Below are 20,472 nucleotides of genomic sequence, written 5' to 3' on the forward strand. Positions count from 1 at the left end.
AGAACTTGTAGCCGCGGGTGGGATCGAATTTCTCCACGCCCCGCACCAGGCCGATCGTGCCCTCCTGGATCAGATCCAGCAGTTCCATGTTCCGCTTGGTGTACTTCTTCGCCACACTCACCACCAGGCGCAGGTTGGCGGCCACCATCCGCTCCTTGGCGCGGCGGCCGTTGTGCAGCCGCCGCTTCAGGACGGCCGGATCCAGACCCGCCGCCTCGGCGAGCTGCAACTGGCTGGGCTTGCTGCCGAGGTTGCCCTCCAGATCGGTTTCGAGCTCCTCAAGCGCCATCAGCTCCTGCACCTGGCGGCCGAAGGTGATCTCCTGCTCGTGGGTGAGCAGTGGCACCCGACCGATGTCACGCAGGTAAGAGCGCACCAGATCGCCATCGACCGGAGCGGGGCGAGAGGAGGGACGACTGCCGGACAGAGGCACCACCCTGGAAGTCGGGGCATTTTCGAGCGAGAGGGCTACGGACACGGCACAGAACTTCACGTTCCTGTCAGCATAACCTGAAGAACTGTGAACTCCTCTCAGAATTCGCCGCAACGGGGGCTCCGGCTGGATCGGGGCAGCAGCCAGCTCAGCCCTGGCCCATCCAGCTCAGCAGCCAGGAGGCGGTCTGCAGGTAGATGAACACCCCGGCCACGTCGGTTGCGGTGGTGATGAAAGGGGCTGACATCAGGGCCGGATCCAGCTTCAGCCGATCGAACAGCAGCGGCAGGGCCGCACCCGCCGTCGCGGCCAGGGTGGTGATCGCCAGCAGGCTGATTCCCACGGAGAGCCCCACCAGCGGCCCCTCCCCCCGCCACCAGGCCCAGGGCACCACCACCAGCAGCATCAGCAGGCCGAGCAGGGCACCGGCCACGCCTTCACGGACAATCGTGCGCCAGGGACCCAGAGCCTGGATGCGCTGGGTACTGAGGCCGCGGATCACCACGGTGGAGCTCTGGGCCCCCACGTTGCCGCCGGTGCCGATCAGCAGGGGGATGAAGGCCGCCAGGACAACCACCTGGCTGAGCACCTTCTCCTGCATGGCGATCACTTCGGAGGTGAAGCCATTGGCCACCACCAGCACTGACAACCACACCACGCGCCGGCGGGCCACCGTGAACAGGTTGCTCTGGAAGTAGTCGTCCTCATCGCCGGCCTGCACGGCGCCGGCGGCGTAGAGGTCCCGGGTGGCCTCCTGCTGGATCACGTCGATCACATCGTCGACCGTGACGATCCCCACCAGCCTCTGTTCGCGGTCCACCACCGGCACCGCCAGAAAGTCGTAGCGCTGGATCGCCCGGGCCACCTCCTCCTGGTCGGTTTCGGTGGACACGCTCACCACGTCGCGGGTCATCACATCACCGATGCGGTCCTCGGGATCGGCCGTCACCAGATCCCGCAGCGAGAGGATCCCCGTGAGGTGCCGGGAGGCGTCGGTCACGTAGAGGCTGTAGACGGTCTCGGTGTCGCGGGCCCGGCGACGCACGATGTTGAGCGCCTGGGCGGCACTGTGGAATTCCTTGAGATCGATGAACTCGGTCGTCATCAGACGACCGGCCGTCTCAGGTTCGTAGCCCAGCAGCTGCGCGGTGACACGCCGTTCAGCCGGACTCAGCTCCACCAGCAGGCGGCGCACCACCTTGGCCGGCAGTTCGTCGAAGAGCCGCACCCGATCATCGGGCGACATCTCCTCCACCAGCTCCAGCACCTCACTGGAGCGCAGGCGCTCCAGCAGGCTCTGCTGCACGCTCGGATCGAGGTACTCGTACACCTCAATCGCTTCATCCTTGGGGAGCAGGCGAAAGGCCAGGGCCTGCAGGGTCTGAGGCAGCAGGCCGATCGCCTCAGCCGCATCCACCTCCTGCACCGGCTGCAGCAGCAACTTCACGGCGTCGTAATTGCCGGCCTCCAGCAGGCGCAGCAGCTGCTGCGACACCACATCAGCCAGTGGGGTGCCGTTGGTCGTACCCCCAGCACCAGCCAGAGGGGTGGAAGGACCGATGGCAGTTGGTGCCCCGTTGACCTCACGCATCTGGTAAAGGGGGCATGGGCCACGACAGATTGAGCTTAGATGTCAAAGCATCCACAGCAAGACCTGAAAATCGAATGGAGATGCATCGTCTTTCTACGGCTGCAGCGAGAAGATAGGGGCCGCTAAAGGGAAAGTTCTTGCATGAAAGCTCTGACGTGAGAGTTGAAGTAAGCTCCGTCCAGCATTTCTCTGCGCTCTTTGGGAAACTTGATCCGACCCTTCTTCGCCAAGGCAATAGCAGCTTCGAGTTGTTCTCCGTAGCCAGATTTTGATGGTTTGAGTACAAGGCCAGCGCCAATCTTTTCAGCGGCTTTTGCCGTGAAGATCTGCTCAAGCCCCGTTCCTATCATGAGCTGCGGAACGCCTGCATGGAGGCATCGTGCAACAGTCTGGCTGCCAGCCATATGCACGACGAGATCTGCTTGGCTGCAAACTTCATCCATCGATGCTGGGCTTTCAAGAAAAATATGGCGCTTGAGTTTGCCCTTCAGGGCATTGCTGGCATCACGTGTATAAATCAGCGCAGGCAGGCCGATCGCTTCCATATCCTCAAGAAATGTCTCCCAACCAGGAAAAATCTTCAGGTACGCAAAGACTTTGAGCCTTGCCGCTGCAGGCCAGGGAGGCAGCGCAATGCCGGGAACATCAGATGGCGGCATGCCAACATAGTCTCCTATGGATCTGGCTCCAAAATAATCAAGCTCTGGAATCGTAGTCAGAAGCTGCTTGTCCATTTGCTCGATGATATCTTTGACATTGGCGATTGCTGATCTCCCGGTCTGAATCAGCGCCTGATTGACAACATCCAAAAATGTCCTTTCAGAATCGTGTAGGCGCTTTTTAACGTCTGGAGTCCCACTGGCATTTGGCATGATGCCCACGAATGGCATATCTGTCCTGGGCATGAAGAACGGCCCTCCCACGGTCCACTTCATGCAGGAGTATTCCAGGCTCGCAAGGAGCGCTGTTGGAGAGGCATCGTAGATGACAAGATCGGGATTGACCAAATCAAGAATGGAATACCATGCCTCAAGAAAGCAGCTTAGTTTTTTGGATCTGCCATACCGCACCATCAGCATCTCTGGCCATGAAATCGGCGTGATGGCACACCCCGGCGTTGTCTCGTATGGCGCCTGGAACACGTGGTGAGGCATCGTTTCATAGACAGCCCGAATATTGGCCAGCTCTTTGACGACAAGGCTGACCTCATGCCCTGCCTCCAGCGCCGATTGAACAAATGGTTTCAGCCGTGTGAGATGGCCCAGTCCGCCACCCATTTCCCAGACACATAGGATTTTCAAGATTTATAAGAGGCTTGTACGGCGACTCAGCATAACAACGACCCTCCATGCAAAGCGCCCCGCTGAATCCGGCCTGTGCAGATGTCTTCCGATTCAGCCTGGAAGCTTTCCAGCTCTGACAGGTTGTTGCAAACACTCCAGTTGCTGCAAGCACCCAGAAGGCATCGTCGCCACACCTCTTGATAAGGGGCGAACCAGCGATGACAAGCCAGTGCCAACCTCAGCGTCAGCAAAGTCTATCTGCGAGATGCCGGTTCCCGAAGCTGCGCTGTGTACTGAATCCCAGCGGACTGCAGGTTGAGTGCACGGGCGGTAGGGCCACAATGGCTTCATCGCTGAAGAATGAGTCAAGACAGATCTGGTAGTAAAAGATGCGCTATCCGGCTGGAAATCATCGCAATAGCCAGTCGAATAGGATGGGGTATGTCCTGTGCGCCAATTCCAAAGTTATCTATCATCCCGCTTCCAAGAATGCAGGCTCTTCCATGCGCCAGCACCTCTTCCGCATCGACAATGGCAGGTTCTATGAGCCCATGGTGATGCATGGCCTCAGGTTTGAGCTCTACATGATCTGTGGTAAGCCAACCTGTTTTGAGCCCGTAGCCGAGTTGAAGGGTTTGAAAAGAATGACTGTGGTGCGTGATCCGATCTCACGCTTTCTCTCTGCCTATGCCAATAAAGTATTTGATCCGCGCTGGCGCAATCCGGAGAATGCTCAGCATTGTGAATTGCCGAGACTTCCTTGGAGCCGGGCCTTGAGCATCTATTGAAAACTTGAATGCCTATCAAGGCATTCCAGCAATAGCTCACCACATCAGAGGTCAGCGGTTTTGCCTGGGAGATGACCTGAGTTACTATGACAAGGTTTTCAGATTTGAGGAGCTAGATTCGGCCATTGAATGGATTAATGCAAGGGCTGGTTTGGTGCTGGAATTCCCGCGACTGAGAACCGATGGGCTAAAGTTGCGCAAGCAGAGCATCAGTAGCCTTGCGGTGCGTCGGCTCACAGATTTTCTGCAGGATGATTACGAACTCCTCGGCGGTTTGTACGGCCCGCCGAGTAGCCCCTAGTTTTGAACCTTCATGGGACAGAACAGTCTTTGGTGGGGCAGGCCAGCCTTTGCTTTGGGTTGTCTTATTGCGTCAGTCTGCGCTGTCCTGGGATAGTCTTGCTTAGCCTGACGGAATCAACAAGCGTGAGTATCAACATCAGTGGGGTGAAAGTCAGAACTGCCAACGGCTCAGAACTCGATCTTGGCGCTCGCCATGGTCAGGTGCTGCTGATTGTTAACGTGGCCAGCCGCTGTGGCTTCACGCGCCAGTACGCCGGTCTTCAGGCCCTGCAGGAGCAGTACGGGGCTCAGGGGTTTGCCGTCCTGGGCTTCCCCTGCAACGATTTCGGCGCTCAGGAACCCGGCAGCCTGCCGGAGATCCAGCAGTTCTGCTCCACCACCTATGGCGCCAGCTTCGAGCTGTTCGACAAGGTGCATGCCACCGGCGCCAAGACAGAGCCCTATGCCACCCTCACCCAGGCCGAACCTGCCGGTGATGTGGCCTGGAACTTCGAGAAGTTCCTGATTGGCAAGGACGGCACAGTGCTGGCCCGCTTCAAGAGCAACGTGGAGCCCGATGCCGCTGAACTCACCGCCGCGATCGAGGCGGCCCTGGCGGCCTGATTCAGGCGCGCCAGAGGCGGCGGCTGGTGGCCAGTCCCAGAGCGGCGGCCGCCACGCCGCCGGCCAGGCTCCCGAGCAGCAGCAGCAGGGCGAGCCTGGGCTGGGCCGTCTGCAGCAGCCGCACCAGGTCGAGCATCCAGCTGCTGAAGGTGGTGAGGGCGCCGCAGAAGCCCACCCCCAGAGCCAGCAGCAGAGTGGTGCGCCGCGGGATCGGTCCGCTCAGCAGGCCCAGCAGAAAGGAGCCCACCAGGTTGACCAGAGCGTTGGTCCAGGCCGTCCCCCCCAGCCAGGGGCCCAGCTGCAGCCCCGCCTGCCAGCGCAACCAGGCTCCGGGCACCGCCCCCAGCCCCACCAGCGCCAGCTCCCTCAGGGCGAAGCGCAGGCGGCGCCGACGCAGCAGGTCGGGATCAGCCACCGATCACCAGCCCCAGGCCCACCGCTGCCAGGCCGGCCAGCAGCGAGGCGGCCGCCAGCAGCCACCCCTGCTGCTCCTGGCCGGATTGCAGCGCCTGCAGCAGTTCAACGCAGAAGCTGGAAAAGGTGCTCAGGCTTCCCAGAAAGCCCACGGTCAGCAGCAGAGCCAGCCTTGGCGCCGCCGGCCCGCAGCGCGCCTCCAGAGCACTGAGCAGACCCAGCACGAAGCAGGCCACCACGTTGACCCCGAAGGTGCCCCAGTGACGTCGCGGCACCAGGGGCTGGAAATGGTTGACCAGCCGGAAACGCAGCCAGGCGCCTGGCACTGCCCCCAGGGCCACCAGCAGGGCGTCTCGCATCAGCAGGCGGCTCAGGCTCGTTCACCGCAACCCAGATCTGCCAACCAGCCGCAGGCCGATCCGCTCCTGACGCGCAACCATCGCCGACCACCGAAGCCCGACCAGATCCGCAGCACGTGCAAGGGTTCACCCACGGCCACCGTTGCCAGAGCCGGCGCGCTGCGCTCAGGGGCAATGCGGAGCGCGAGCACCCCAGACGACAACAGAGGCTCATCCAGCTGGCGTCTTCGCACGGCGGGCACACTGCGCTCCGCACCTCCGGCTGGCAGACCCACCGGAGCAATCAGGGCGAAGCCCAGCAAGACGGACCAGCGCCAACCTGAAGCAGCCGGAGGGTTGATGATGTCAGTGACCATCAGATATCGAGCTGGGCGAGATCCAGCTCGGCGCTGTGGGTTTCGATGAATTCGCGGCGGGGAGCCACCTTGTCGCCCATCAGGATGGTGAAGATGCGGTCGGCTTCGAGGGCATCTTCGATCTCCACCCGCTTCATCGTGCGGGTGGTGGGATCCATGGTGGTTTCCCAGAGCTGCTTGGGCATCATTTCGCCGAGGCCCTTGAAGCGCTGGATGGTGAAATTGGCCTTCTCTCCGAAACCATCAACGGTCTTCTTGAGATCGGCCTCGTTGTAACAGTAGGAATGCTTCTTGCCGCGTTCCACCTTGTAGAGCGGCGGACAGGCGATGTAGATGTAACCGCCCTCCACCAGAGCCTTCTGATAGCGGTAGAAGAAGGTCAGCAGCAAGGTGCGGATGTGGGCGCCGTCCACGTCGGCGTCGGTCATGATCACGATCCGGTGGTAGCGCAGATTCTTTTCATCGAAATCTTCGCCTTTGATGCCGAGGCCAAGGGCCGTGATCAGGGCCTGGATCTCAGTGTTTTTGTAGATCTTGGCGTCGTCGGTCTTCTCGATATTGAGGATCTTGCCCCGCAGCGGCAGGATCGCCTGGAAGCGGCGGTCGCGGCCCTGCTTGGCCGAGCCACCGGCGGAATCCCCCTCGACGATGTAGATCTCCGATTCGCTCGGATCGCGGGTGGAGCAATCGGCCAGCTTGCCGGGCAGGGTGGAACTCTCGAGCACACTCTTGCGCCGCACCAGCTCGCGGGCCCGCCGGGCCGCCTCGGCGGCATTGAAGGCCTGGATCGCCTTCTCCAGGATCAGGTCGATCACGGCGGGATGAAATTCCAGGTATTGGCTCAGCGACTCGCCCACCAGCGAGTCGACAATGCCGCGCACCTCGGTGTTGCCGAGTTTGGTCTTGGTCTGGCCCTCGAATTCGGGGTCAGGCACCTTCACGGATAACACGGCCGTGAGACCCTCGCGGATGTTCTCGCCGGCGAGGTTGGCGTCGGCATCCTTGCGTTTGCCGCGCTTCTTGGCAAAGGTGTTGAGGGTGCGGGTCAGCACCGTCTTGAGGCCCTCGATATGGGTGCCACCATCGACGGTGCGGATGTTGTTGGCGAAGCCGAGGATGCTGTCGGAATAGGCATCCACACACCACTGCAGGGCCGCTTCGACCTGAACGCCTTCCTTTTCAGAGTTGACGTAAATGATGTCGGGATGGAGCGGATCCTTGCCGGCATTCATGTAGGCGACATACTCCTTGATGCCGCCTTCATAGAAATAAATTTCCTCATGGGCGGCATCGTCCGCGCCCCGGGCCGTGGTTCGCTCGTCTCGGAAGACGATGCGCACGCCTCCGTTGAGATAGGCCAGCTCCCGCAGCCGCGCCGACAGGGTGGCGTAGTCGAAGACGATGCCGGTGGAGAAGATCTCCAGATCGGGCAGAAAACGCACCGAGGTGCCGGTACGGCCTTCCTCGCCGGGCTCGGAACGGAGCGAACCGATCGGGTTGCCGCGCTCGAAGCGCTGGCGGTGCACCTGGTTCTGGCGGTACACGGTCACTTCCACCCATTCACTCAGGGCGTTCACCACCGACACGCCCACGCCGTGCAGGCCGCCGGACACCTTGTAACCGCCGGAGCCGAACTTGCCGCCGGCGTGGAGCACGGTGAGCACCGTTTCCAGGGCACTCTTGCCGGTGCGGGGATGGATATCGGTGGGGATGCCGCGGCCGTTGTCGGTCACCGCACAGGAGCCATCCTCATGCAGCACCACCAGAATCTCGGTGCAGTGCCCGGCCAGGGCCTCGTCGACTGAGTTGTCCACCACCTCGTAGACAAGGTGGTGCAGGCCCCGCGGACCGGTGGAGCCGATGTACATGCCGGGCCGCTTGCGCACCGGCTCCAGCCCTTCCAGCACCTGGATCTGCTCGGCGCCGTAGGCGGCCTGGACTTTGGTGGCGTCGCTCATGCGGTTGGGTGTCCCCAGGGAGTCGGCACAGGACGGCGAGATCCCGGGGCAGAGAGGGGCGGAAGCCCTGCTCAGGCCTTGCCGCGGCGGGCAATCTATCACTGGCTTCCTGCAGGGGCTCTCAGCCGCTTCTGCGGCTCCATTTGAACGGGGGATGCAGACTGGCTGCGATTGCTCCCCCTTCCGCCGTGCCCCTCGCGCCCGTCGGCGCCGCCACCGCCGGGGACCCTCGCCCCCTGGTGATCGTGCTGCTCGGCCCCACCGCCAGCGGCAAGACGGATCTGGGGATCGAGCTGGCCGAACACTTCGATCTGGCCGTGCTGTCGGTGGATTCGCGCCAGCTCTATGCCGAGATGGACCTGGGCACCGCCAAGCCCACGCCGGAGCAGCGACGCCGGGTGCGCCATGAGCTGCTGGATCTGCGGCGCCCCGACCAGCCGATCAACCTCCAGGAGTTCCGCATCCTGGCCTCAGAAGCAATCGCCCGGGAGCACGCCCGCCGCGGCGCGGCCCTGCTGGTGGGGGGCAGCGGCCTCTATCTCCAGGCCCTCACCCAGGGATTGGAGCCGCCGCGGGTGCCGCCCCAGCCCGAGCTGAGGGCCCAGCTCAGCGCCCTGGGCCAGCCCACCTGCCACCAGCTTCTGAGCCAGGCCGATCCCGAGGCGGCCGCCCGCATCGCCCCGGCCGATGCGGTCCGCACCCAGCGCGCCCTCGAGGTGCTCTACGCCAGCGGCCAACCCCTCTCCAGCCAGCAGAGCCGCAACCCACCCCCGTGGCGCGTGCTGGAACTGGGCCTCAATCCAGCCGACCTGCACCAGCGCATCGCCCGCCGCACCGGCCAGCTCTATGACGCCGGCCTGGTGGCCGAAACCGAACGGCTGATCGTGCGCTACGGCAGCACCCTGCCCCTGCTGGACACGATCGGCTATGGCGAGGCGCGCAGCCTGCTGCAGGGCCGGTTGAACGAGGCGGAGGCCCGCGCCCTCACCGAGCAACGCACCCGTCAGTTCGCCAAGCGGCAGCGCACCTGGTTCCGGCGCCAGCACCAGCCCCACTGGCTGGGGCAAGCGGATCAGGTTGGTGATCTCCCGCAACAGGCCAGACAAGAGATCGCGGCCGTTCTAGGGTGAAGCTCTGCAGACCCTGGGCAGACCCTCAGGTGTCCAAGCCAGCAAACCTTCGCCCCTCTGAATGCCTCCCCGTCCCCGTTTTGACCGCCGTGCTCCCGTCCGGGAGCTGCCCAACATCAACGACCGGATCAATTACCCCAACCTCAGGGTGGTCGATGCCGATGGCAGTCAGCTGGGGGTGATCACGCGGGAGGCTGCCCTGGCCGTTGCCGTCGATCGGGAACTGGATCTGGTGCTGGTGAGCGAGAAGGCCGATCCTCCGGTCTGCCGGATCATGGATTACGGCAAGTTCAAGTTCGAGCAGGAAAAAAAGGCCAAGGAAGCCAAGAAGAAATCGCATCAGACCGAAGTCAAGGAGGTCAAGATGCGCTACAAGATCGATTCGCACGACTACCAGGTGCGGATCGGCCAGGCCCTGCGCTTTCTCAAGTCCGGCGACAAGGTCAAGTGCACGGTGATCTTCCGCGGCCGCGAGATCCAGCACACCGCCCTGGCGGAGCAGTTGCTGTTCCGGATGGCCAAAGACCTGGAGGAGATGGCCGAGATCCAGCAGTCTCCCAAGCGGGAAGGCCGCAACATGATCATGTTCCTGACGCCACGTAAGCAGGCCGTCGCCAAGTCCGGCGGTGGCGGAGGCAGCGCCAGCCCCAGGCCGAAGGCGGAGATCAGCAAGCCCGAAAAGACGGAAACCAGGGTGATTGAATCCAGGGTGCAAGCCACCGCCGGCTGAAGCACGGCCGTCTGCAAGACCAGCTGGTGGCGTTCGGGCCGAGGGCCCCTGACTCAGAGGGTTTCGGCGAAAAACTCCAGCAGGGCAGCCCAGCCGAGGGCTGCCGCTGCGGAGTTGTAGTCGTCGCGGACATTGCACAGGAAACCGTGGCCGGCCTCCACCTCCAGATAGCGGTGCCGGGCTTCAGGGGGGCCATCAGCCCTGATCCGGTTGGCCGCCTCCAGGGCTGAGCGGATCGCTGCCGCATCGGCCTGTGGGATCAGGGGATCCTGGCGCCCACAGACGCAGAGCAACCGGCCAGGAATCCGGTCCACCTCCCTGAGGCTGGGGGGACCACCACCGGGGCGGCCGCTGGCCACGCCGGCACCATAGAAATCCGCTGTGGCGGCGATGGCCGGCAACGTTGCGCTCAGCAGGGCGGCATGGCCGCCGAAGCAGAAGCCCAGGCAGCCCAGGCCCACGGACCGCCCCTCAGACTCACTGAGGCCCCCGCTGGAGCCCTCGCCGAGGCCCATGGCCTCCAGCTCGAGGCCCATGGCCTCCAGCTGCCCAGTCAGCCAGGCGGCGGCCGCCGCTGCATCAGCAAGGATCTGTGCGGTGGTGGTCTGGTCCTTGTGGTGCCTCCCCTCCGCCAGGCTGGCGGCGTCGTAGGGGAGATCCAGTTCCGGCGCCGTGCGCGAGAACAGGGGCATCGCCAGGGCGGCATAGCCCTCGGCCGCCAGGCGCCCGGCCATGCCGCGCACCCAGCCATTCACGCCAAACACCTCCGGCAGCACCAGCACACCACCCCGGCAGAACCCGCCGCGGGCCGGTTCCCACCAGCAACGCAGCTCGGTAGCAGCGACGTCAGCTGAGGCGGCGACCGGGATCGTCACCCAGTCGGCAGCGGCCGGAGCCACAGAGGTCTGAGCAGCGGCGGCATCGGATGTCATGGCGGCGGATCGCTCAGCCGCCATTGTGCGGTCGCCCCGGTTGCAAAAACGGACCAGACCGGCACATGACCGTATGCCAACGGGGCAATTGTCACCGGGGGGTTTGATCCTTAGGGTGGCCGGCGAAAGGTCTGTCCCCTCCGGCGTGCGATTCCACATTCAACAGGAAAGTGATATCCCGGCGTCGACCCAGCTCTACAACCAGATCTGTTTCGCGATCGCAGCCCGCCATTACCCACCCGGCCACCGCTTGCCGAGTACGCGTCAGCTGGCGATGCAGACGGGCCTGCACCGCAACACGATCAGCAAGGTCTACCGCCAGCTCGAGAACGATGGCGTGGTGGAGGCCATGGCCGGCTCCGGCATCTATGTGCGCGACCAGCAGAACCCCCGCGAGATCCGTCTACCCCCCGGTCCGCGTCAGAAGGTCCTGCCGGACATCGACCGGGAGGTGCGACAGAGCGTGGATGGACTGCTCAATGCCGGCTGCACCCTGCAGCAGGCCCGCGATCTGTTCACCCGCGAGATCGACTGGCGGCTGCGCTGTGGCGCCCGGGTGCTGGTGAGCACCCCCCGGGAAGACATCGGCGCTTCCCATCTGATCGCCGAGGAACTGGCCCCCAATCTGGAGGTGCCGGTGGAGGTGGTGCCGATGGAGGAGCTGGAATCGGTGCTGGAGAGCTCCAACAACGGCACGGTGGTGACCAGCCGCTATTTCCTGCAACCGGTGGAGGAGATCGCCAAGCGCCATGGCGTGCGGGCCGTGCCGGTGGACCTCAACGACTTCCGCCACGAACTCAACCTGCTCAAGGAGCTGCGGGCCGGCAGCTGCGTGGGCCTGGTGAGCATCAGCCCGGGGATCCTCAGGGCCGCCGAGGTGATCCTGCACAGCATGCGCGGCAATGAACTGCTGGTGATGACCGCCAATCCCGACACCGGCAGCCGCCTGCTGGCCCTGCTGCGCGCCGCCAGCCATGTGCTCTGCGACCGGCCCAGCCTGCCGCTGGTGGAGCAGACCCTGCGCCAGAATCGGGCCCAGCTGATGCGCCTGCCCGTGGTGCACTGTGCCCAGAGCTACCTGGGGGCGGCCACGATCGACCAGCTGCGCAAGGAGATCGGCCTGCTGTCTGCCGCAGCATGATCGCTGCCGCAGCATGATCTCCCCATGCTGAATGCCATCCGGGCCGATCTGGCGATCATCAAGGAACGGGACCCTGCCGCCCGCGGCACCCTGGAGATCCTGCTCTGCTACCCCGGCTTCCACGCCCTGGTGCTGCACCGCCTCAGCCACCGGCTCTGGGGCGCGGGGGTCCCGCTGCTGCCTCGGTTGTTCAGCCAGCTCTCACGTCTGCTCACCGGGGTGGAGATCCACCCCGGTGCCCGGATCGGCCGGGGCGTCTTCATTGACCACGGCATGGGCGTGGTGATCGGCGAAACCAGCGTGGTGGGCCACAACTGCCTGCTCTATCAGGGGGTGACCCTGGGGGGCACCGGCAAGGAGCACGGCAAGCGCCATCCCACCCTGGAGAACAATGTGGTGGTAGGGGCCGGCGCCAAGGTGCTCGGGGCGATCACGGTGGGGGCCAACACCCGCATCGGCGCCGGGTCTGTGGTGCTGCGCAGCGTTGAACCCAACTGCACCGTTGTGGGCATCCCCGGCCGGGTGGTGCATCAATCCGGCGTGCGCATCGACCCCCTGGCCCACTCGGCCCTGCCGGACACCGAAGCCCGGGTGATCCGCAACCTGATGGACCGGATCGATACCCTTGAAAATGAACTCACGCGCATGCAGGCCTGTCTGCAGGAGGTGGCGGCCGGCCGGCCGCTGCGGGAACCCTGCAGCGGCTTGTCCCAGAGTCTCAAGGACCGGGAGATCCTGGAGTTTCTTGGCGACGAGTCGCCGTGAACGGCAGCACGTAACCTGCCGCGATGCAGGCCGGCTGGCACCGACGGATCACCCCGCGCTTCTGGCGCGCCCTCTGGCGGCAGCGGGAACTCACCTGGAGCCTCACCGTTCGTGAGGTGCAGGGTCGCTACCGCGGGTCGCTGCTGGGCTGGGGCTGGAGTTTTCTCACGCCACTGCTGATGCTGGCGGTGTACACCTTCGTGTTTTCCGAGGTGTTCCAGGCGCGCTGGGGAGATCTGGAGGAGGCCGGCTCGCTCGGTTTCGCGATCAATCTGTTTGCCGGGCTGATCGTGTTCAACCTCTTCTCGGAAAGCGCGACCAAGGCGCCCGGGCTGATCCTCGAGAATGCCAATCTGGTCACCAAAGTGATCTTTCCCCTTGAGATCCTGGCCGCCGTGAGCGTGGCCACGGCCTGCTTCCATGCGCTCACCAGCCTGGTGGTGCTGGCCCTGTTCGAGCTGCTGGCCCAGGGATCGATTCCTCCAACCCTGCTGTGGCTTCCCCTGATCTGGTTGCCCCTGGTGAGCGGTTGCCTGGCCCTGAGCTGGCTGCTTTCGGCGCTGGGGGTCTACGTGCGCGACCTGGGTCAGGTGCTGGGCACCGTGGTGAGCATGCTGATGTTCCTCAGCGCAGTGTTCTATCCCCTCAGCGCCCTGCCGCTGCGCTGGCAGCCCCTGCTCCGCCTCAACCCGCTCGTTGTGGTGATCGAGCAGACCCGCAACGTGGCCATCCAGGGACGGCCCCCGTCCGCCAGCTACGTGGTGCTGGGCGTGGCGCTGGGCCTGCTGGCCTGCGAAATCAGTTTCCGTCTCTTCCAGAAGGCGCGGCGCGGCTTCGCCGATGTGCTCTGACTCCCATGACCTCCAGCCCGCAGACCCACGATGCAGAGGTGCCGATGACGCGGCCGTCGGAATCGACCACCGACGCCGTCCTGGTCGAAGGTATCAGCAAGTGTTACCACATCTACAATCACCCACGTGATCGGCTGCTGCAGGCCTTCTGGGGGGACAGGCGCCGGCTGTACCAGCCGTTCTGGGCTCTGCAGGAGGTGAGCTTCCGCCTGGCCCGCGGCCAGACGCTGGGGGTGGTGGGCCGCAACGGCTCCGGCAAAAGCACCTTGCTGCAACTTCTCTGCGGCACCCTCACCCCCACCAGTGGCAGGGTGCGGGTGCGCGGCCGGCTGGGGGCGTTGCTGGAGCTCGGCAGTGGCTTCAACCCGGAATTCAGCGGTCTGGAGAATGTGTATCTCAATGCCTCGGTGCTGGGGCTGAGCCGGGCCGAGACAGAGCAACGGCTGGATCGGATCCTGGCCTTCGCAGATATCGGATCCTTCATCGATCAGCCTGTGAAGACCTACTCCAGCGGCATGGCGGTGCGGCTGGCCTTCGCGGTGCAGGCCCACGTGGATCCCGATGTCCTGGTGGTGGACGAGGCCCTGGCAGTGGGCGATGAGCTGTTCCAGAAAAAGTGCTATGCCCACCTCGAACGCCTCAAGGAGAACGGCACAGCGGTGCTGCTGGTGACCCACAGCTGCCCCCAGATCGTGCAGCACTGCGACAGGGCTCTGCTGTTGCACAAGGGCCGTGCCCGTCTCCTGGAGGAGCCGGCCCGGGTGACGGTGCTCTACCAGCGACTGATTACCGCCGGCGACGCGGAATGGGATGCAGTGCTGGGGCCGGGGCTGCAGCGTCAGTCAGCGAGCGGCTTCCCCGGCAGTCCTGCAGCAACGGCCGAGGCCCTCGAGCCCGCGGCTCCACCCGGACCCCTGCATGCCTGGTTCGATCCCAGCCTGCTGCCCCAGAGCAGCGAGATCTACCCCAGCCACGGCGCCAGGATCATCGACGCCTGGATCGAAACCCTGGAGGGGCAGCGCGCCAACGTGCTGCCCTTCGGTGAAGGCTTTGCCCTCTGCTTCAGCTATCACGCCGACACGGACCTGCAGGGGCTGAGCTTCGCCTGTCACCTGGCCAGCCATACGGGCCAGCGGATCAGTGGTCAGGTCTTCCCCGAGCACCAGACGGCGGCCATGACCCAGCCCGGCCTCGCCTGGTCTGCCGGCAGTGCCTGGAGCCTGCGTTTCACTTTTCAGGGCGGGCTCTGGCCAGGGCTGTATTTCGCAGGGGGGGGCATTTTCACTCTGCACGGCCAGGGCAAGAGCTTCGTGCACCGGGTTGTGGATTATCGCGCCTTACGGGTGGTCGAAGCCGGTGCCACCACGGTGATCGGCGCCTGCCGGCTCCAGCGCGATCCGCCCGAACTCAGGCTGTCACCGAAGCTGCTGTCGCCTCCATACGAGGCTGGAACATGAACATGGAGTAGATGACGTTCCGCCGCATCTGGGTCATCATCTCCAGGAACATGTCATAGCCCTCATTCTTGTATTCAATCAGGGGATCTTTTTGTCCGTAGCCGCGCAGACCCACGGATTCCCTCAGGGCATCCATGGCCTGCAGATGCTCCCGCCAAAGCGTGTCGATCTGCTGAAGGATGAAGAACCGCTCGGCTTCGCGCATCAGGCCGGGACGTTGTTGCTCAATCTGGCCTTCCTTCAGGTCATAGGCGTTGCGCATCTGTTCCTGCAGGAAAGACTTCAACTCCTCCATTGAAAGGCCCTGCACATCCGTGGGCTGCAGATCTTCGAGCAGGTAGATGAATTCCTTCACCTTGTCCACCAGGCGACCCAAATCCCATTCCTCCGGTGGAAGATCGGGATTCACATAGGCTTCCACGATGTCATCGATCGTACGCTCGCCGTAGCCGATCACCTGGCGCTTCAGTTCACGCCCCTCAAGAACGCGGTAGCGCTCGGTATAAACAGCTTTCCTCTGATTGTTCATCACCTCGTCGTATTCGAAGACCTGCTTGCGGATGTCGTAGTAGTAGGTTTCGACCTTTTTCTGAGCCCCTTCCAGGGAGCGGGTCAGCATGCCCGATTCGATCGGCATGTCCTCCTCCACCCGGAAGGCATTCATCAGGCCGGCCACACGATCGCCCCCGAAGATGCGCAGGAGATTGTCTTCCAGCGAGAGGAAGAAGCGCGTGCTGCCGGGGTCGCCCTGGCGGCCGGCCCGGCCGCGCAGTTGATTATCGACCCGCCTGGATTCATGGCGCTCCGTGCCGATCACATGCAGGCCACCGGCTTCCCGAACCTGCTGTTCTTCCAGCTTGGTCACCTGCTCGTATTCGTCCTTGACCTGGGCGATGCGCTCACGCAGCAACTGGATCTGAGGATCGTCTGTCGGGGCTTTTTCGGCCGCCTGGGCAATGCGGTCTTCCAGCTCCAGCACGGAGAGAGCGCGGTCGCCCCAGGCGGACACCAGCTCCTTCACCAGGCTGGAGAGGGCAAGCTCGGTTTCGGGGCTGAGTTCGCAGGGGTAGAGGCTGCCCATGGCGCGGGCCTCGGTGGGCGCCTGGAACGGATCCGCCGGGGTGCCGCCGGCCTTGCCCGAGCCGGCGAAGCCACCACCGCCTTCGGCGGAGCGTTGCAGTGGAATCGGCGGCCGGTGCCCGTCCTCGGGACGAACCAGTCGAGGGAGCAGCACCTCGCGTAATTTGAGGCGTGCCATGTAGTCGCTGTTGCCGCCGAGGATGATGTCCGTGCCCCGGCCGGCCATGTTGGTGGCGATGGTCACGGCGCCGGCCCGACCGGCCTGGGCCACGATTTCGGCCTCCCGCTCCACGTTCTCCGGCTTGGCGTTGAGCAGGTTGTGGGGGATGCGCTGCTCGGCCAGCAGGGTACTGAGCAGCTCGGATTTCTCCACGCTGGTGGTGCCCACCAGCACGGGGCGGCCGGCTTTGTGGATCTCAGCTGTTTCCAGGGCCACGGCCCGCCACTTGGCCGCTTCGTTCTTGTACACCTGATCGGTCCAGTCGGCCCGCGATCGCGGCCGGTTGGTCGGCACGATCGCCACTTCCAGCTTGTAGGTTTTCTCGAATTCCACCTCCTCGGTCTTGGCGGTGCCGGTCATGCCGGCCAGGCGCGGATAGAGAAGGAAGAAGTTCTGGTAGGTGATCGAGGCGAGGGTCTGGGTTTCCGGCTGAATCGGCAGGCCTTCCTTGGCTTCGATCGCCTGGTGCTGGCCGTCACTCCAGCGGCGCCCGGGCATCACCCGACCGGTGAACTCATCGACGATCACGGCATCCTCGCCGCGCACGATGTAGTTCACATCCTTGATGAACAGCTCTTTGGCCTTGATGGCGTTGTTGATGTAGTGCGCCCAGGGGTCGGCCGGGTCAAACAGGTCGCTCACCCCGAGCATCTCCTCGGCCTTGGCGAATCCCTCATCGGTGAGGGTGCAGCTGCGTTGTTTTTCGTCGACTTCGTAATCCCCCTCTGGATCGATGCCGTCTTTGCCGAGTTCGGCGGCCCGCACCAGCCGTGCCGCCACCTCGGCCGCCTTCTGGTACTTCTCCTGGGGCCGTTCCACCTGGCCGGAGATGATCAGCGGTGTGCGGGCTTCGTCGATCAGGATCGAGTCGACCTCGTCGATCACGCAGTAGTGGAACTCGCGCTGCACGACCTCGGCGATGTCGCTGGCCATGTTGTCGCGCAGGTAGTCGAAGCCCAGCTCGCTGTTGGTGGCGTAGGTGATGTCGCAGCCGTAGTTGCGGCGGCGCTCGGTGGGCACCATCTCCTGCTGGATCAGCCCCACCGAAAGCCCGAGGAAGCGGTGGATCTGCCCCATCCACTCGGCATCGCGGCGGGCGAGGTAGTCGTTCACCGTCACCACGTGCACGCCACGGCCGGTGAGGGCATTGAGGTAGGCGGGCAGTGTGGCCACCAGGGTCTTGCCTTCGCCGGTCTTCATCTCGGCGATCTGGCCGTTGTGCAGCACCATGCCGCCGATCAGCTGCACATCGAAGTGGCGCATGCCGAGCACCCGCTTGCCCGCCTCGCGTACCACCGCGAAGGCCTGGGGCAGAAGCTCGTCGAGGAGTTTGCGCTCCCGGCTCTGAACCGCCTCGAGGTTGCCGCCGCCGCTGCGGGCGTTCTCCAGCTTCTGGCGGAACTCGGCCGTGAGGCCCCGCAGCTCATCGTCGCTGAGGGGAGCGACCTCCTCCTCGAGCAGGTTGATATCGGAAACGATCGGCTGGTAGCGCTTCAGCTTGCGGGCATTGGGATCACCCAGCAGCAGCTTGAGCATGGACCGGAACCTACCGAGCTTTTGGCACCCTACCTGGGTGCTCCGGGGCTGGAGAGCCCGCCTCTGCGTCCGCCTGCACCGGCAACCAGTCGAGGATGCCGAGCTTGGCGAGCCACACCAGGGAGGCGCGCACGAACGGCCGGCGGTTGGGGGCGAAGGCCGCCTCGATCGTTGCGGCGTCCAGACCGATGGTCGGTTCGGCCCGGGCCAGCAGCTCCAGCATCTGCTGGGTCTCCCGGGGGGAGGCTCGCAGGCCGGGAAAAAACCGATCCAGCTCGACGCCTCTGATCCTGTTCAGGGAATGGGCACCCATCCCCTGCCGGAAGCGAAGCCGCCGGGTCGGCTCGAGCACCTGGCTGGCGAAGCCGGCGAAGTCGGCGAAGGGATCACCCCGCAGCGGATGCAGCCGATGGGGATGGGGCAGGGGCAGCGGCGGGGCCTGGTGGCGCCGGTCGGCCAGGTCAGCGAAGAGATCGTTGTACTGGCTCACCACCACGGGCCAGGAGAACATCTCCCTGGCACGCTTCTGCCCGGCGGCGCCCATGCTGCGCCGCAGCTCGGGCGAGTCGATCAGACGGGTCAGCGCGGCGGCGGCCTCTCCCACGTGGACGGCGGTGTGCTGAGCCACAGCCCCCACGTAGGTCTGATAGGTCTCCTGCGAAAAGCTGTGGAGATGGGCGAGCAGTTCACCCGGCCCGGAGCCGGTCATGCCCAGGGTGGGGATCAGGAATCCCTCCGATTCATGGCGCACGGTGTAGCGGTAGCCGTCCCAGTCGCTCACCACCACGGGCAGGCCGGCGGCCATGGCCTCCACAGGCGCCAGCCCGAAGGTCTCCTGAACGTTGTCCACCAAGGAGAGGAAGATGTCTGCGGCAGCCCAGGCCTGGGCCACGACGGCTGGATCGTTGCCGTCCAGGTCGTGGATCTGCACATCAGGCGCCAGGGCGGCAGCCGCCTCGTGGTATCGCCGCCGGTCGTCGTCACCGTTGGGATACCAGCCCACCAGGGCGAAATCAAGGCGCCGGCCGGTCTTGACGGCCGCCTCCTGCACCGCCTGGAACATCGCCTGGGGGAAGGCCTTCTCGAAGAACGACAGACGCCCCACCCACAGCACCAGCACCGCGTCATCGTCGAGGCCGCAGCGGCTGCGCAGCTCCGAGCGGGCCGCCGGGGCTGACGCCTGATCGGCGATGGTCTCCACGTCCACCCCGAGTGGAATCAGCGGGAGACGGGGCCGAGGTGATCGGAGGCCGCCAAAGCGATCGTGCAGATGGCCGGTCCAGGCCTCGAACATGGCGGTGATGGCCTCCTGCACCGCCGGCGAGGTGCAGACCAGCGCATCCCAGTCGTGCACGGGAGCCAGAGCGGCCGCCCCGATCATTTCCCGGATTGCGGGCGGGGCAATGGTATGGATCAGGCCCACCAGGCTGTAGTCCCCATCCAGCCCGTGGGCGCGGCGCAGCCAGGCCAGCTCGGACAGGTAGGGCTGGCCGCGGAGCACCACGCCGCTGCGAGCCGGCAATGTGGTGGAGAGGAGGCTTCCGCTCTCCAGCGTCAGCGGAACCTCCTGATCAGGGAAGAGATCGGCGGCGATCTGGTCTGCGGGGATGCCGAGCTGGTTGAGCACGTTGACCCGGCGGTAGGCACCATGCCGCACCAGCGCACCGAAGAGGCCTGCATTGGCGATGTCCTTGCCGAAGGGGTTCTTGCGGCGTGGAAAGCGGCCAGGAGGATGAAACAGCGTGATCTCGTCGATGCGTGGCAAATTGATGCGTGGCCAAGCGGGTCGTCGGAAAGTCTGCAGCAGAAGCGTGGGGCGAAGATCGGACGGCTCGCTTCCCGATCGGTCCAAGGACCCGATCGCTCCAACGAACCGGTGAACCCTTGATTCGTCTGATCCGCCATCGTCCGGGCGCGCCGGGACTGCGCTGGGGACTGGGTCCCAACCTGCAACCCCGCGATGCGATTGGCCAGCTCCAGCGGCTGTTCGATACCCACAGTTTCTGGGCCTGCGGCCGCGATCGCCAGAGGCTGCGCCGCATGCTCCAGGGCAGCCAGGCCGTGGTCAGTGCCTGGTCAGGCAGCCGTCTGGTGGGATTCGGACGGGCCACCAGCGATGGGGCCTACAGGGCCGTGCTCTGGGATGTGATGGTGGCGGAGGAGCAACAGGGCCTGGGGCTGGGGCGCCGCATCGTGGAGGAACTGATCCAGGCCCCCGGCTTGGCGGGCATCGAACGCACGTATCTGATGACCACCAACAGCCAGGGTTTCTATGAAAAGCTGGGTTTCGAGGCCAATGAACAACAAAAACTGATGATCAAGCAGATCAACAGGTAAACGGAATGACCAGTAAGCGGATGAAGAGATTCGAACTCTCGACCCTCTCCTTGGCAAGGAGATGCTCTACCACTGAGCTACATCCGCAGGTTGGCTGTGGCTTGAGCCACACACCAACATGATCGGCGCGTTCCCGATGGGCCAATCATGCACTACCGGGGGGCGCGCGGTCAAACGCCCGACCGAACCCCGTAGGCGGTGCCAC

19 protein-coding genes and 1 tRNA gene are annotated in these 20,472 nt (G+C 64.4%); 9 read left to right on the plus strand and 11 right to left on the minus strand.

Annotated elements, in window-relative coordinates; genetic code table 11:
* The 3 genes from VB716_RS00685 to VB716_RS00695 form a co-directional block, all read right to left on the minus strand.
* The coding region (locus VB716_RS00685; protein ID WP_416238065.1) for a sigma factor at positions 1–427 on the minus strand (427 nt) is incomplete at its 3' end.
* A gap of 154 nt (positions 428–581) precedes the next feature.
* The gene (gene mgtE / locus VB716_RS00690) at positions 582–2,024 is read right to left on the minus strand and encodes a magnesium transporter (protein WP_231598149.1); all 1,443 of its coding nucleotides are present in this window, start codon (positions 2,022–2,024) and stop codon (positions 582–584) included.
* A gap of 122 nt (positions 2,025–2,146) precedes the next feature.
* Positions 2,147–3,301, minus strand: coding sequence for a glycosyltransferase (locus VB716_RS00695; RefSeq protein WP_323269459.1), 1,155 nt, complete (start codon positions 3,299–3,301; stop codon positions 2,147–2,149).
* 395 nt (positions 3,302–3,696) lie between these two features.
* On the opposite strand from VB716_RS00695, the gene VB716_RS00700 reads away from it, so the two are divergent.
* Entirely contained in the window at positions 3,697–4,095 is a 399-nt protein-coding gene (locus tag VB716_RS00700) for a sulfotransferase family 2 domain-containing protein (protein ID WP_323269460.1), read from the plus strand.
* A 426-nt stretch (positions 4,096–4,521) separates the two neighbouring features.
* A complete protein-coding gene (locus VB716_RS00705; protein ID WP_322757842.1) occupies positions 4,522–5,001 on the plus strand; it encodes a glutathione peroxidase in 480 nt (159 codons plus the stop codon).
* A gap of 1 nt (position 5,002) precedes the next feature.
* Here VB716_RS00705 and VB716_RS00710 read toward each other — a convergent pair whose 3' ends face one another.
* The 4 genes from VB716_RS00710 to gyrB are packed head-to-tail and all read right to left on the minus strand — an operon-like array spanning position 5,003 to position 8,088.
* Positions 5,003–5,416, minus strand: a complete 414-nt coding sequence (locus tag VB716_RS00710) for a FluC/FEX family fluoride channel (RefSeq protein ID WP_231605446.1) — start codon at positions 5,414–5,416, stop codon at positions 5,003–5,005.
* A complete protein-coding gene (locus tag VB716_RS00715; protein WP_197171468.1) occupies positions 5,409–5,774 on the minus strand; it encodes a fluoride efflux transporter FluC in 366 nt (121 codons plus the stop codon). The genes VB716_RS00710 and VB716_RS00715 overlap by 8 nt, the downstream gene beginning before the upstream one ends.
* An 11-nt stretch (positions 5,775–5,785) precedes the next feature.
* Complete coding sequence (locus tag VB716_RS00720) at positions 5,786–6,130, minus strand: SH3 domain-containing protein (protein ID WP_322757841.1); 345 nt, start codon at positions 6,128–6,130, stop codon at positions 5,786–5,788.
* Positions 6,130–8,088, minus strand: coding sequence for a DNA topoisomerase (ATP-hydrolyzing) subunit B (gene gyrB / locus VB716_RS00725; RefSeq protein ID WP_197157584.1), 1,959 nt, complete (start codon positions 8,086–8,088; stop codon positions 6,130–6,132). Before gyrB ends, VB716_RS00720 begins: the two co-directional genes overlap by 1 nt.
* 188 nt (positions 8,089–8,276) lie before the next feature.
* Here gyrB and miaA point away from each other — a divergent pair, with 188 nt between their 5' ends.
* Complete coding sequence (gene miaA / locus VB716_RS00730) at positions 8,277–9,218, plus strand: tRNA (adenosine(37)-N6)-dimethylallyltransferase MiaA (RefSeq protein ID WP_323269461.1); 942 nt, start codon at positions 8,277–8,279, stop codon at positions 9,216–9,218.
* Between the two features lie 61 nt (positions 9,219–9,279).
* A complete protein-coding gene (gene infC / locus VB716_RS00735) occupies positions 9,280–9,948 on the plus strand; it encodes a translation initiation factor IF-3 (RefSeq protein WP_322757840.1) in 669 nt (222 codons plus the stop codon).
* A gap of 53 nt (positions 9,949–10,001) precedes the next feature.
* Here infC and VB716_RS00740 read toward each other — a convergent pair whose 3' ends face one another.
* On the minus strand, positions 10,002–10,880 hold the full coding sequence (locus VB716_RS00740; RefSeq protein WP_323269462.1) for a dienelactone hydrolase family protein: 879 nt from the start codon (positions 10,878–10,880) through the stop codon (positions 10,002–10,004).
* A 145-nt stretch (positions 10,881–11,025) separates the two neighbouring features.
* On the opposite strand from VB716_RS00740, the gene VB716_RS00745 reads away from it, so the two are divergent.
* The 4 genes from VB716_RS00745 to VB716_RS00760 are packed head-to-tail and all read left to right on the plus strand — an operon-like array spanning position 11,026 to position 15,094.
* A complete protein-coding gene (locus VB716_RS00745; protein ID WP_197157580.1) occupies positions 11,026–12,021 on the plus strand; it encodes a GntR family transcriptional regulator in 996 nt (331 codons plus the stop codon).
* A 24-nt stretch (positions 12,022–12,045) separates the two neighbouring features.
* Positions 12,046–12,786 (plus strand): serine O-acetyltransferase, encoded by a 741-nt coding sequence (gene cysE, locus VB716_RS00750; protein WP_323269463.1) that lies wholly within the window; start codon positions 12,046–12,048, stop codon positions 12,784–12,786.
* A 23-nt stretch (positions 12,787–12,809) separates the two neighbouring features.
* Positions 12,810–13,637, plus strand: a complete 828-nt coding sequence (locus VB716_RS00755; protein WP_197157577.1) for an ABC transporter permease — start codon at positions 12,810–12,812, stop codon at positions 13,635–13,637.
* Positions 13,638–13,642: 5 nt separating this feature from the next.
* Positions 13,643–15,094, plus strand: coding sequence for an ABC transporter ATP-binding protein (locus VB716_RS00760; protein WP_323248202.1), 1,452 nt, complete (start codon positions 13,643–13,645; stop codon positions 15,092–15,094).
* On the opposite strand, the gene secA is transcribed toward VB716_RS00760, so the two are convergent.
* Together secA and VB716_RS00770 are read right to left on the minus strand one after the other, a co-directional pair.
* A complete protein-coding gene (gene secA, locus VB716_RS00765; protein ID WP_323269464.1) occupies positions 15,045–17,930 on the minus strand; it encodes a preprotein translocase subunit SecA in 2,886 nt (961 codons plus the stop codon). The two genes, VB716_RS00760 and secA, sit on opposite strands and share 50 nt — an antisense overlap.
* Positions 17,931–17,940: 10 nt before the next feature.
* Positions 17,941–19,695 carry a glycosyltransferase family 4 protein gene (locus VB716_RS00770; protein ID WP_323269465.1) on the minus strand — a complete coding sequence of 585 codons (1,755 nt, stop codon included), beginning with the start codon at positions 19,693–19,695 and terminating at the stop codon, positions 17,941–17,943.
* A gap of 119 nt (positions 19,696–19,814) precedes the next feature.
* On the opposite strand from VB716_RS00770, the gene VB716_RS00775 reads away from it, so the two are divergent.
* Positions 19,815–20,267 carry a GNAT family N-acetyltransferase gene (locus VB716_RS00775; protein ID WP_197157569.1) on the plus strand — a complete coding sequence of 151 codons (453 nt, stop codon included), beginning with the start codon at positions 19,815–19,817 and terminating at the stop codon, positions 20,265–20,267.
* A gap of 15 nt (positions 20,268–20,282) precedes the next feature.
* Here the strand turns inward: VB716_RS00775 and VB716_RS00780 are convergent.
* A tRNA-Gly gene (locus tag VB716_RS00780) sits at positions 20,283–20,354 on the minus strand.
* Between the last annotated feature and the right edge of the window lie 118 nt (positions 20,355–20,472).

Origin of the sequence: Synechococcus sp. CCY9201 (assembly GCF_034931105.1) — a bacterium.
Taxonomy (GTDB): Bacteria; Cyanobacteriota; Cyanobacteriia; order PCC-6307; family Cyanobiaceae; genus CBW1002.